General features: G+C 33.1%; 10 protein-coding genes. All 10 read right to left on the minus strand.

Annotation, left to right across the window (positions count from 1 at the left end; translation table 11 throughout):
* Positions 1–13 precede the first annotated feature (13 nt).
* Complete coding sequence (locus Q0822_RS03515) at positions 14–952, minus strand: L-histidine N(alpha)-methyltransferase (RefSeq protein ID WP_299120208.1); 939 nt, start codon at positions 950–952, stop codon at positions 14–16.
* Positions 953–2,110, minus strand: a complete 1,158-nt coding sequence (egtB, locus tag Q0822_RS03520; protein ID WP_299122253.1) for an ergothioneine biosynthesis protein EgtB — start codon at positions 2,108–2,110, stop codon at positions 953–955. It lies immediately after the preceding gene.
* Positions 2,111–2,122: 12 nt separating this feature from the next.
* Positions 2,123–3,346, minus strand: a complete 1,224-nt coding sequence (locus Q0822_RS03525; RefSeq protein WP_299120211.1) for a bifunctional alpha/beta hydrolase/OsmC family protein — start codon at positions 3,344–3,346, stop codon at positions 2,123–2,125.
* A gap of 28 nt (positions 3,347–3,374) precedes the next feature.
* Positions 3,375–3,656 (minus strand): DUF427 domain-containing protein, encoded by a 282-nt coding sequence (locus tag Q0822_RS03530; RefSeq protein ID WP_299120223.1) that lies wholly within the window; start codon positions 3,654–3,656, stop codon positions 3,375–3,377.
* 25 nt (positions 3,657–3,681) lie between these two features.
* Positions 3,682–4,407, minus strand: a complete 726-nt coding sequence (locus tag Q0822_RS03535; RefSeq protein WP_299120226.1) for an NAD(P)H-dependent oxidoreductase — start codon at positions 4,405–4,407, stop codon at positions 3,682–3,684.
* 19 nt (positions 4,408–4,426) lie between these two features.
* Positions 4,427–5,989, minus strand: coding sequence for a protein adenylyltransferase SelO (locus Q0822_RS03540; RefSeq protein WP_299120229.1), 1,563 nt, complete (start codon positions 5,987–5,989; stop codon positions 4,427–4,429).
* 245 nt (positions 5,990–6,234) lie between these two features.
* On the minus strand, positions 6,235–8,607 hold the full coding sequence (locus Q0822_RS03545) for a GAF domain-containing protein (protein WP_299120231.1): 2,373 nt from the start codon (positions 8,605–8,607) through the stop codon (positions 6,235–6,237).
* Positions 8,608–8,749: 142 nt separating this feature from the next.
* The gene (locus Q0822_RS03550) at positions 8,750–10,870 is read right to left on the minus strand and encodes a glycoside hydrolase family 97 protein (protein WP_299120233.1); all 2,121 of its coding nucleotides are present in this window, start codon (positions 10,868–10,870) and stop codon (positions 8,750–8,752) included.
* The gene (locus tag Q0822_RS03555) at positions 10,860–12,551 is read right to left on the minus strand and encodes an alpha-amylase family glycosyl hydrolase (protein ID WP_299120235.1); all 1,692 of its coding nucleotides are present in this window, start codon (positions 12,549–12,551) and stop codon (positions 10,860–10,862) included. Before Q0822_RS03555 ends, Q0822_RS03550 begins: the two co-directional genes overlap by 11 nt.
* Before the next feature lie 4 nt (positions 12,552–12,555).
* Positions 12,556–14,436: an alpha-amylase family glycosyl hydrolase gene (locus Q0822_RS03560; protein WP_299120237.1), complete on the minus strand. Its 1,881-nt coding sequence runs from the start codon at positions 14,434–14,436 to the stop codon at positions 12,556–12,558.
* Position 14,437: the final 1 nt, after the last annotated feature.

The raw sequence follows: 14,437 nt of genomic DNA on the forward strand, positions 1-14,437 counted from the left end.
AGATTGAAATCATTTACTTCTCCCACAAACTGTCTGTAAAATAGTGCTTACAATCTAAAAAATTAGTGTTTACTTTAAAACTCGTCGTTTTTGCTAAACTTTGAATATCATCAATACTATATTTTTTAGAAAGTTCTGTCCAAATCAACTCATCATAGTCAAAATCAATTGATTTATTTAGTGCTTTTAACTCTACAGTTTGTTTTCTAAGGCTGACAATATAGCTTTTTACATTACCTGTCATTGGATTGTAATGGCAATAAAAATCGAAATCATCAATTTTAAAATCGGCTTCTAATTCTCTATTAATCCTTAGGAGTAAATTTAGGTTAAACCTTTTGGTTATACCATGTTTATCGTAATAGGCATTATGAATTAGTATTGGATTTTTCTTTAAATCGAAACCTATAAGAAGCTTATCTCCAAACTTCATTACATCATTAAATAAGTTTAACAAATCCTTAGCTTTGTTTTCATCATAATTTCCAATATTTCCACCCAAAAATAATAACAAACTTGGATAGTCACTCTGCTTATTAACTTTTAGAATTTCAAAATAATCTCCAACCTTAGGTTTAATGTTCAAATTGGGAAGTCGCTCTTTTAATCGTTTGGTAAGCACATCTATGGCTTCTTGAGAAATGTCAATAGGCACATAATTGAATTTAATATTACTATTAACCAAATATTCTAAAAGCTTAAAGGTTTTTAGCCCATCTCCAGCTCCTAATTCTACAATATTAAATGGTGTAGAAAACTGTAACGCTTCAATGATTTGTTGGGATTGCATTGATAATATTTCAAACTCAGCATTGGTGAGATAATACTCTGGCATATTCATTATTTCCTGAAATATGCGACTACCTTTGTCATCATAAAAGTACTTGGAAGATAAATATTTATTCTCAGCTGTTAAGCCAGCTAGCACATCTTGTGCAAAAGTGTCTATCATTTATTTTACTAGTCTTATTCCTGAAAATTGCCAACGCATTTCAGGTTGAAAAAAATTTCTATAGGTTGGTCTGCTATGATTTTTTGAAGTAGCAATTGATGCACCTCTAAGGACCATTTGATTAATCATAAATTTGCCATTGTATTCACCAAGAGCACCTTCTACTTTAGTGTAATTTGGATAAGGCAAATAGGCACTATTCGTCCATTCCCATAATTGTCCATAATTAAACTGGGCAGAGGCAATTTCCCATTCAAACTCAGTTGGTAAACGCATTCCTTTCCATTGTGCGAAAGCAAATGCTTCGTAAAACGTTATGTGACTTACAGGTAAATCACCTTCTACTGTTTTAAAACCCTGAAGCGTGTAGTACATCCATTTTCCATTGACCTTATGCCAATACATAGGTGCTTTTATATTCTTATTTTGAACAAATTCCCAACCATCTGCATGCCATAAATTAAAATCTTCGTATCCACCTGCTTCAATAAACTCTTTATATTCTGAATTGGTTACCAATCGGTTTGAAATCTCATAATCTTGAAGATAAACCTTATGTCTTCCTAACTCGTTATCCCAACAAAAGTTGTCACTCTTATGACCTATTTCATAAATCCCTTCCGAAATCTGAATGAATTCTTGATAGCTTTGTTCTTTCTGTAGCTGAATCTTATAGTCTAATTTTGGAAATGAGGGTTGATTACCAAAGATATATTTGATATCGTAAATCAGTAATTCTTGGTGCTGTTGCTCGTGTTGCAAGCCTATTTCAATAATACTGCTGATTTCTTCTGAAATTCCATTTGACATAAAATCAGCTAATTGCTCGTTAACATATGTTCTAAATGCAAAAACCTCGTCTAATGTTGGTCGTGTCATTAAACCACGATTTGAACGAATTACGCGTTCACCAACATTGTTGTAGTAACTATTAAAATAGAAGGCAAAATCTTTATTAAAGACCTTATAATCAGGCTTAAATTCTGTTAGTACAAACTGTTCAAAAAACCAAGTGGTATGCGCTAAGTGCCATTTTGGAGGTGAGACATACTCAACTGGTTGTACCGAAGTATCTTCAGGATTTAATGATTTACATATAGCTTCTGTCTGTTTTCTTACTTCTAAAAAGTGAGCTTTTGTAATGATATTGGTTGTTATTGTTTGCAATGGTTAATCTTGAATTATTTGTGTTTCAAAAATCACCTCATTTGCAATGGTTTTATGCACTGGACAACGTGACGCAATTTCTTTTAATCTTTCTTGTTGAGCGTGATCTAAATTACCAACAAATTTCAATTTTTTACTGATATGATCTAAATATTTAGGCTTTTCAAATTCAACTTGTAAATCATCGCTATGCTTTCTAGAATGTGATATATAAACAAATACTTCTTGCAAATCCCACTGCTTACGTTCAGCATACATCTTTAAAGTCATTACTGTACAAGCAGCCAAAGCTGCATTTAAATACTCATAAGGCGATGGACCAAAATCACTTCCACCAACAGAAGCTGGTTCATCAGCTATAATTGTATGATTTTTAGTTTGAATAGATGTTGTAAAATTATCCTCTTTAATGTTTAAATGACCAACCAGTTGTTCGCCTTCAGTACTCAACATTATATTTTCTGTCTGCGGAAAATAACGTTTTGCCCATGTACCAATAACCTCTCCTACATACTGACTGTCCTTTTCTTGTGTTAATAGGTGGTCCGCATCATCTAAGGTTACAAAACTTTTAGGATGATGAGCACTTAAATATAACTGTTGTGCATTTTCTATTCCTACAATCTTATCAAAAGGTGAATGTAAAATTAATAAGGGTTTTCTTAATTCCTTAACGATTTTAGGTAAATCTGTAACATTAAAATCATTAATAAAATCTTGATTTACCACAAATGGTCTTCCTCCAATATTTACTTCAATATTACCTTTATCTTCGATAGCTTCTATCTGGTGAGAAAATAAATGCTTAACATGCGAGACTGTAGCAGGTGCACCAACAGTTGCAACTGCTTTTACAGCTTCAATTTTTGAAGCTGCTACCAAAACTGCAGCACCACCCAAAGAATGACCAACCAATAAACTCGGTGCTTGGTAATGCTTGGCCATATAAGCGTGTACATCCAATAAATCTTCTACATTAGCTGAGAAATGACTATCTGCAAATTCTCCTTCGCTACGTCCTAAGCCCGTAAAATCAAAACGTACAACTGCAAAACCATCTTGTGTAAGCGCTCTACTTATATGTCTGACTGCGCTTAAGCTACTACTACAGGTAAAACAGTGTGCAAAAATGGCATAATAGTTTGGCTTTTGATTTGCAGGTAACTCAAGCTGAGCATTAAGAACTAATCCTTTTCTGTTTTCTATTTTGAGTTTTGTACTTTTCATTTTATGCTGAATTAATCTCAGTATCTAATTAATCTTCAATTTGAACACCTCTCCAAAAGGCTACCTTATTTTTAATCCCTTTGGCCAATTCTGAAACTTCTGGATAAAACCAAGCTGCATCTTTATTTTCTTTTCCATCAACTTCTAAAGAATAGTATGACGCCGTCCCTTTCCATGGGCAAACCGTGTTTGTTTGACTAGGTTTAAAGTATTCTTCTTTTATACTTTCGTGTGGAAAATAATGATTGTTTTCTATAATGACCGTATCATTACTTTCTGCTATGACTTGATTATTCCAAATGGCTTTCATATTATACTACTTTATTGTTTAAATACTATCTATATTCAGGGTTTTCAAAAGACCATTTAGTTCCATCATCCCATGCTTCTCTCGAATTCCCATAATTACTATACCCTTTATTATCCTTTAATAATTTTGCTAAATGCAATAAGTTGTACGTCATAAATGTTGTATTTCTATTGGTAAATTCAGAATCGAATCCAACTGGTGGATTTATTACCTCATCCTTCCACTCTGAATCACCATAGCTTGGTCCTGGACCTACTTCTCCAATCCAACCGCAATCAGCTTGAGGAGGAATAGAATACCCAATATGTTGTAAAGCATAGAGAATACCCATAGCACAATGCTTTACCCCATCTTCATTACCTGTGACTACACATCCACCCACTTTACCATAATAAACGTATTGTCCTTTATCATTTGTTTTTCCGCTCATTGCGTAAAGACGTTCAATTAATTTTTGAGCTTCTGAAGATTTTTCACCCAGCCAAATCGGAGTCCCAATTATTAAGACATCGGCTTCCATAACTTTCTCATAAATTTGAGGCCATTCGTCTTTATCCCATCCATGCTCTGTCATGTCTGGATAAATACCTGTTGCCACATCAGTATCGATAAGTCTAATAACTTTAAACGAAACCTTTTCTTTTTTTAAAATGTTTTGAGACACCTTCATTAATGTTTCTGTATGACTTTTATTAGGTGATTTCTTTAACGTACAATTGATGTACAAAACTTTTATATCTGAAAAATTCATAGTCATATATATTTATTAGTTAGGAACTACAAGACAACATAGAGCAACCTACTTTATGTCTTGCCCAATCTGGTCGTTTTGCAAACCATTTGTCGTTTTCTGGCTGTTCTGCGTATGGTTGCTTTAATAATTCAAATAATTCATCTATTAAATTATAGTCGTTTTTATTCGCATCATCTATGGCCAACTGTGCCATATAATTTCTTAGTACGTATTTGGGATTGACTTTATTCATATGTGCTTTTCTTTCATCATCTCTCAATGTCTCTTTATGTAACCTTTTGTCGTATGCCTTAAACCAACCTTGCCATTGTTCTAAAACTTTGCCTTTTATCTCTTCAGGTTTATAAAATGCTTCTTGGATCTGTTCTATTGCAACTTCAAACTCATTTTTCTTAAAATCACTTAGTAATCTGAAGAATATCGTCATATCAGTTTCTGATAACAGCAAACAATCCTCTAAATCTGTAATTAATTTTGAGTCCTCTTCATCTGCATGTTTTAATCCTAATTTTGAACGCATCATCTGTAACGATTGAGTTTCAAAATCTTTTTGGTAGTGATTCAAAATAGTTTCAAAGGGTTCTGCTTCTTCTACTAATGGATACAATGCATTAGCAAGTTGCAATAAATTCCAAAGTCCAATGTTGGGTTGATTACCAAAGCGGTACCTCTTATTCTGTTTGTCTGTTGTATTTGGTGTCCATCCAAAATCGAAATCTTCGAGCCATCCATAAGGTCCATAATCTATAGTTGAACCTAGAATAGACATATTATCAGTATTCATTACACCATGCACAAAACCGACACGTTGCCAATGAATGATCATCTCTAAAGTTCGTTTAGAGACTTCCTTGAAAAATTTTATATAAGTTTCTTTTGATTGTTGACCTAATTCAGGATAAAAGTACTTAATGGTATAATCTGTTAGTTTTTTTAGATTTTTATAATCTTTTCTCGCAGCGAACAATTCAAAATTACCAAATCTAATAAAGGTGGGTGCAACTCTCGCTACAATGGCGCCTTTTTCATATTCTCTATTACCGTCATAAAGCATATCTCTAAGCACATCGTCTCCTGATAGCATTAAACTTAGCACTCTTGTTGTTGGTACACCTAGATAATGCATAGCCTCGCTACACAAATACTCTCTGATGGATGACCTTAATACCGCTAGACCATCTCCTTGCCTTGAATATGGTGTCTCACCAGCTCCTTTTAACTGAACTGCCCAACGTTTATTATCATGCTCTACTTCAAAAAGATTAATGGCTCTTCCATCCCCTAATTGTCCTGCCCAATTCCCAAACTGATGACCAGCATAAGCCATGGCATAAGGTTTAGTTTTTGGATAAATTTTTATGCCTGAAAATATTTCTAAAAATTCTTTAGAACTTATATCTTTCTCTTCTAAACCTATCGCTTCAACCATTTGATGTGAAGCATGAATCAGTTCAGGTTCAGATGGCACCTTAGGATTTACATAAGAATGCGTAGCTTCAAAAACTTGACGTCTTGTATTTTTATTATTTGAATCAGTTGGTAATTCTTTATTAAATGTATCGCTTAAGTTTAACCGCATACTTGCAAACTTTCTATTAGAATTCTTTAAACGATTAGTCGTTAAAGTAGTTGATCACTTTGCAATAGCTATCAACATGAGCTAAGTTACTACTTTAGTAAGTGTAAAGACTATAAATAATTCTTAAATAAATTGAGCTGTGACTTTAACTTTTCTGGAATATGAATAATACATAACATGAACTCAGTAAATTAAATAAAGAACAATTATTAATTGTGAATCGATATAAAATAATGAGTAGTTAACTATGCTTTTATCTCTTTCATTAAATCATCATAAGTGTAAAAGGCTTTATCATCTTTGTCCTTGTGATACAATACACTAACTCTAATTGCTTTTAAGCCAGTAACAGCTTGTAAATCTTGAAGCTCTACAATCTCAACATCATCATCTAAATACTTTTTAGACTGTAAGAATTTAATATATCTTAAGTATTCTCTTTCGTCTTCCTTTTGAGAATAAACGATACTGATTTTTCCTTTTTGGGTTACACGCTCTGTGCTATCCTTTATAAAAGCCTTATCAACTCGCTTTTTTACGATTTCGTAGCGAGCATTATAAGTACCATCTACATCAAATTGCTTTTCGTCCATTCTAAAACTTATAGATAATGGTTGATTGAAAACCAAAATCATAGAAGCCACATCTAAGGCTATTGGAAAATCTGATTGCATTTGATAATAAGAATTTTCCATTTCTACCATCACTTGCAATTGCCATAATCTAAGATTATATAAATATATAGGGTTAAAACTATCTTCTTTAGTAATAGATTCACCTATATACATATTGTGTTCTACACCATCAGTTTTAAAGCGTTCAAAATAATGCGGATACATTGCCTGTGCTTCGGCCTGTTTATGATCCAAAAGTGATGCCATTTCTTTATTGATTAACGCAATGGTATCGTCATAATTCTTTCTATGATGATATAATGCATTAACACTCTCATCTATTTGATTGAAATAATTATCAATTTCAACTCTTAATTCATCTGTAGAATAAAGATGTTTTAAAATGGGTTCTATATCGTCATTGACAAACTCTGAGATTTGCTGCTCACTGTCGACTTGAAAATTAGTTTGCAAGCCTTTTAGAAAATCATCTATTTGAAACATGTATTGATCGTAGATAGGTAGACTCTCTATTTTTGCAGCAGCTTTTAAGATTGCTTTAACTGCGCTTAACTGTAATTTTAAATCTTCCTGAGTCGCCCAATTTCTGGCTTCTGATGACCCTTTAATGTCTATTTGTCCGTAGAGTGGATATATGTTTTCAAAAGCTATTTTATTAAAGCTTGGCTCAATACCACTCATCTGATCTTTAATAAAAAGTTTTGCTTCTTTTTCAAATCTCCAATGTACACTTGGATGAATAGATGTACATTCTTTTTGAATGATAGCTTCGATTAAATTCTCTTCTTCGTTCTTAGAACGCTCAACTGCTGAAATGATAAAAGGCATAACATCTATCAATTTATTAGCATTGATACTATTAAGAGCTTTTGCCTCTTTTGAAACAATCTCTAATATACCCATTAAGCCATCATCATTTGCTATTGGTGCAAAAATAGCACTTTTAAAACCTTGCTCATGAAGCACTTTGACATGTGGCGCATTGCCTTTAGATAATTTAAATAAACGATCTACATCCGAAATTGAAAAGAATGAGTTTTCATTTATTAATCTATTGTATGACCAATCACAAAGCGCATCTGAACATGGTTTGCTTTCTAAATCATTAAGTAAAAAACTATTCATTCCAACACCATAAACACGCTCAAATGTGTTTTCTTCTTCGATATATATCGAAAAACCTACTTCCAAGTTTTTTAATCCAAATAGAGAACGAAAGATATCATAAAAGCTTTTCATAAAGCTTTTATCTTTACGCTTATCTTCACCAATTAAAGATGACTTTATATTGGATATAGATTGATCGTCTGTAACATCAAAAATATTTGAAATCACAAAACCATTAAATTCATAACTGTTTGGCGGAAATTTCTCTTTCCATAAGTCAATATTTTCAAAATTATCTAGTAACTCATCGTAATCTTTTTGAGTAATTTTAGGTGCATTTTCCTTTGGAATGATTTCAGTAAAATCTGCATTATAAAGAATCTTATAATAGCGCATTATACCATTGGTATCAGGTATTTCGTAAAAAAAAGGGCGTTTAAAATTTAGACTATAACCATAGCAAAAATTTAAAATAATGGTACATGCAATAATATAAGTCTGATCTACAGGCATATTTTTTATCTGTAATTCAAACTCATCACCAGCAGTTTTCAAGATCGATTTAAAACGTTCTGAGGAATTAAAAATTACATTATGAAAAGGTACCGAAGCCGTTTTAATTTCATTTTTAGTCAAAATAGGACTAAATGCATCTTGCAGAATACCTTCTATTTCTTTTTCGTGATTTTTAAGTATTGATAAGTCACTGAAGCCTTCTCTAAGAATTGGATTATTCTCAGCAATTTCTAAAACACGACGTGCATTTGCAGCAATAAAATCGTTATCAGCACGAATTAAATCTTCATACTGATTGAGATATTTATTGAAGCTTACCTTAAGTATTAAAGGTGATTCAATATTGTCGTTTATATCCATTATTTTTGATTGTGCTAGTAACAAAGTTACAAATATTTAGATTTAGTCGTTTTATACAAGACTAACTAACATGTCTTTTTGTTACATCAATTTGTGTTAAATAAGATGACAAATTTCTTTTACAAGGAATAAAGTTTAGTTCTTATGTCTTCTTTAAACTAATCGCAAATCCTCCACCTTCGGCAAGTTTAACTGTAAGCTTAGAATCCTTTTTAATATCAATTTTTTCAATTTTAATATCTAGAGGATTATCATTCCAATGTGCATTTTTGCCATCCTTATAAATGATAGCTTCATAAGTTTGATTATCATCTAAAAAACTAAACTCTAATTCTAGTACTCTTGAGTTTTCGTCTGATATACCACCAACAAACCAATTACCAGTTTCTCTTTCCTTTCTGGCAATAGTTACATAATCGCCAACTTCTCCGTTCAAAACTTTAGTCCGCTCCCAATCCACTCCTACATCTTTAATGAATTGTAAAGGTTCTGGATTTGCTTCGTAATGTTCTACTAAATCTGCCGCCATTTGCACAGGACTGTAGATTACGACATATAATGCCAGCTGTTGTGCTAATGTTGTATTGACTTGATTATCTTTTTTGTACTCATCAAATTTTATATTGAAAATTCCTGGTGTAAAATCTATAGGACCAGACAACATTCTGGTAAAAGCTACAATAGGTAAATGCTCTGGTGGATTACCACCATCACTTGCCCAAGCGTTAAATTCTTGACCTCGTAAGCCTTCTCGAGAAATTATATTTGGATAGGTTCTACGCAAACCCGTGGCTTTTATAGGCTCATGAGCGTTTACAGCAACCTCATATTCTGCTGCTTTTATCGCTGCTTTATTATACTGATTCACCATATATTGTCCATGATGGTATTCTCCTTTTGGTAAAATTTTACCAACATAGCCAGATTTTACAGCGTGCATCCCATATTTCTTCATCAAAGCATAAGCCGTATCTAATTGCTTCTCATAAGTTTCGGTTGCAGCTGATGTCTCGTGGTGCATAATAATATCAACCCCTTTTTCTTTTCCATAACGCACTACTTCATCGATATCATAATCTGGATAGGTCGTCACAAAATCGAACACACCTTCTCTATCTTCAAAACCAATCCAACGTTCCCAGCCTGTATTCCAACCTTCCACTAAAACACCACCAATATTGTTCTTAGCAGAAAAGTCAATAAACTCTTTTACATTTTCGGTTGTTGCACCATGTTTGCCATGAGCTTTTCCAGTATCTACCCATTCATCATCAATCATTTCCATTCCATAATCCCAAGACGATTTTCCTAAATGCATTTCCCACCAAACACCAGTATATTTCATCGGTTTAAACCATGATACATCTCCTAATTTGTTTGGTTCATTTAAATTAACAATTAGGTTAGATTCAACTAAATCTGGTGCGTTATCGGTAATCTGAATAGTTCTCCAAGGCGTATTGAACGGAACTGTACGCTTTACTTTATAATCGACGTTTTCTGAACCAACGAGATTGCTCTTTAAGTTTAAATTTTTAGTGTCAACCTTTAAGGTCATACCAGAATAATCAATTAAAGCCGCTTCATGAAAACTTAGATGCACACCATCACTACCAACCATAGTCACTGGTGTATTTACCGCATTTTCTGGAATGTATGTTTGTGCTAAATCGTTATGATTTGCGAATTGTAAAGCATCTATTTCAGAAAGATTCGTGGTGTTATATAAATGCTCATAGATATCCCAATCACCAGGAATCCAAAAGGTTTTATAATCTTCTTTTAGGTTAAATTCTGTATGCTCTTCTGTAATAAACACATCGCCTCTTAATCTTGATTGTTCTGGGAATTCATATCTAAAACCTACACCATCATCATAGACTTTAAAAACGATATTCAAGAAACGCTCTGGAGACGTTTCCTCTTGAAGCTCTATTTTTAACTCGGTGTAATTATCAGCAACATCTAACTGTTCGCCCCAAGGCATTCGCCATGTTTCGTTAAATATGCTAGTACTTGTATTTTTAATTATAAAGTTTTCATTTAAAGCTGGTACATCTTTGAATTCAAAGCCTAAATACGAGGTATCTACAACTATATTATTATTGAATTTTACTTTATAAAAAGGTTTTCCTTCATTATCGATATTAAAATTAACCGCAATTTTGGAATCTGGAGATTTTACTTCTAAAACGTTTTTATCAGCATCAGAACAAGAGAAAAACCCAATTGTTATAAAAAGTATGATGAATTTAATCTTCATGATTATATTTTTCAATTAGCACAATATTGAAATCTGAATCTATAGTTATTTTTCCTTTTTCTACAGTTGCTGTTTTGCCAGAATAAGTGTCACGTAACATTACTCTTTCTTCAAAAACTTTAGACACATCTATAATTTTCTCACCTTTTTCAAGATCTAATCCAACAACTACTTTGTCTTTAAAATTGCCATTCTGATAGCTTCTATAAAAATAATAAGGTTCCGCTGACATCATATGATGTGTACCTGCACCAACCGCAGGATGATTTGCTCTAAACTTCCCTAATTTCTGCCAATGTGTAAGTACTTCTTTTGTTCGTTTTCGTTTTGCAATAGAATCCCAATTCATCATTGAACGTAAAGTTGCATCACCTTCTGTACCTGGAACAACTAATGAGCGTGATGACTCATCACCATAGTACACTTGTGAAGTTCCTGGCGACAACAATAATTTATTTGCAGTTTCGTAAGGTTTTTTTCGTTGTGCATCAAACGGGCTACCATCATCGTGTGAACTCAAATAATTTAATGTTCCGAAATCTTTTAATTCACCATTTAAAACACCTGAATATTTATTAAATAAATCTTCGTAACTCAATTCTTTTGAGTTCCACTTAAATTCAAAATTGATTAAACTATGAAAACTTGCAGGATCAAAATAGTTCACTTTTTTATCTCCAAAATCAAAAAGTTGACCACTACTGATATTATAATTATAGACTTCACCAACAAGATAAAAATCGTTATTATCTAAAACTTTTTCAGGATTGTTTTTTTTATACTCTGCAAAAGCATAATCACATTCAGCTTTAAATTCTTGCCAAACGTAGGCTTCTGTGTGCTTTACTGTATCGGCTCTATAACCATCTACACCAAATTCAGTAATATAATCAGTTAACCATTTTATGATATAGAAACGTGGTGCTCTAGGATATCCTGTTCTCTGAAAAAACGCATCAAGTTCTTTTACCTCCTGCTCGTAACGTCCTTCTGCTTTCCATTTCTCTACCAATTGCGGTGGTAACTCAACATTGTCATTGCTTTCGGTTTTAATATCTGGGAGGTTAGCTACTAATGTGCAAGTCACTGTATTCTCATAATTATCGTATTTACATTGTGGCCCAGTTCTCACCCAATCATCTGGCCAAACAGGATCTTTTTCTGTTACAGGACCTGTATGATTAATTACTGCGTCTAAAACTATTCGAATACCTCTAGCATGTGCTTCTTTTACCAATTCGTGTAGATCTTCTTTAGTCCCAAAATTTGGATCAATTTTTGTCCAATCTTTGGCCCAATACCCATGAAATCCATAAGAGACACCTGTTCCTTCATCGGTTGCATCATGAATTTGCTCTACAATTGGTGTCATCCAAATGGCATTAATCCCTAAATCTGTAAAATAACCTTCTTTCACTTTTTGAGTAATTCCCTTTATATCTCCACCATTAAATCCTCTTAACTTTCCTGGTTCTCTTGTTCTATCAAAGTTAACATCGTTGTTTATATCACCATTATTAAAACGATCTGTGAGTAAAAAATAAAGATTTGCACCTTCCCATATAAATGGCGTTTCAGTATTTGTTGGTTGGTCAACTTTAGCTACAGTTTCTTTTGAATTCTTGTTTTCACAATTGATTAGCATAATACTCAATATGAATAATGGAATAATTTGTCTCATTGTATTATTTGATTTTTAAAATAAATGACTCTAATGGCTTAATGTCTATTCTAACTTGTGCCTCTCCGTTTTCAACATTTAAAGTTGAAGAATAAGCATTATATAATTGATCTTTAATTTCATACTCACCATCTTGAAGTTTTAATTTAGCAACTAAATCTTCTGGCAATTGCAACTCAAAACCATAAGTGTTATTTGCATTGAAGTTCGAAATAATGATTAATTGCTCGTCATCACTCCAGCGCACAAAGGACAATACTTTATCATTATACCATTCTGTGTTTTGCTGATTATAAGCATGAATATCTTGATAGTTACCAGCTAATGCTGAACTATTAATTGTGAAATTCAATAGACGTTTGTAAAAATCTCGAAGCTGCTTTTCTTTGGTAGTAGATTGTCCGCCATCGAAGGTTTTATTATTTACCCAACGCACTAAACTTGGTACTGAACCATAATCGAAAATTGAAGTCCGCGTTGGATCACCAAAACCTAAATCCTCTTCTCCAGGCTCACCAAATTCTTGTCCGAAATAAATCATAGTTGGTGCTGTAGTTGATGTTGCAGAAACGACCATTGCCGGCTTTCCTTTCTCAGCACTACCAGCAAAATCAGGACTAGCTATACGTTGCTCATCATGATTTTCTAAGAAGTGAAGCATATGGTGTTCAATATCACTTAAATCATCTAAAATTGGAGGAATATTATCTGTTTTTCCATGACCTTGCATGACGTGTTTTAATGTATCATACAACTGCACTTTATCATAGAGATAGTCCATTTTTCCTTTTTTAATGTAATCTCTATACAGACTAGGATTGTAAACCTCAGCTAATAAAAAAGCATTAGAATTTTTCATTTTGATATGAGAATTCATATAACTCCAGAATTCTACTGGCACCATTTCTGCCATATCAAATCTAAAACCATCTACACCTTTTGCTGTCCAGTACAAAGCAATATCTTTAAACTTTATCCAAGAGCTTGGCACTGTTTTCTCTTGCCAAAACTCAAAGTGTTTTTTGTAATCTTCAGTATCGAAACCTTCAGGTAATTCGTCAAAATCTTTTTTACCATCTGGACTTACTCCGTAATTCACTTTAACAGTTTCGTACCAATCATTTACATCTGGTTGTGAAGCCCGTGAGCCGTTACCAGTCCATTTGGCTGGCACTTCCTCAAATTTACCATCTGCCATAGGATGATTTTCGCCACCTAAAGGTTGATAACCATTTTTCCAATCAGGAATTTTAAAAGCTTCGCCAGGATTGTAATAGAAGTTATTATTAACGTGGTAGGTTTTTGTTTTATCATCTTCTGCACCAAAATCTGAAGTTCCCTCTGGATTAGTTAAGCTTTGATAATTTCTCGCTACGTGATTAGGAACAATGTCGATTATAACTTTGAGTCCTGCTTTATGAGAACGCTCTATTAAAGCATCAAACTCTTCTAATCGATTGTCTACATTTTCTGCTAAATCAGGATTCACATTATAATAGTCCTTAACAGCGTAAGGAGAACCTGCTCGTCCCTTCACAATATCAGGATCGTCGCTAGAAATACCATATTTGGTGTAATCTGTAATCACATTGTGATGTGGTACGCCAGTGTACCAAATGTGCGTTACCCCTAAATCTTTAATTTCGGATAAGGCTTTATCAGTAAAATCATTGAACTTCCCTACTCCATTTTCTTTGAGTGTTCCCCAAGGTTTATTATTAGTGTTAGTGTTACCAAATAAACGTGTAAATACTTGATATACGACTTCTTTTTTCTTCATCTCTGATTTTATAGTTTCAGGTTTAACTATTTCTTTTGATTCGTTTTTACAACCTAAGAATATGGTAATAACAATGAAACTTAATACTTTAATCCTTTTGTTCATT

The organism is uncultured Winogradskyella sp. (assembly GCF_947496485.1).
Taxonomy (GTDB): domain Bacteria; phylum Bacteroidota; class Bacteroidia; order Flavobacteriales; family Flavobacteriaceae; genus Winogradskyella.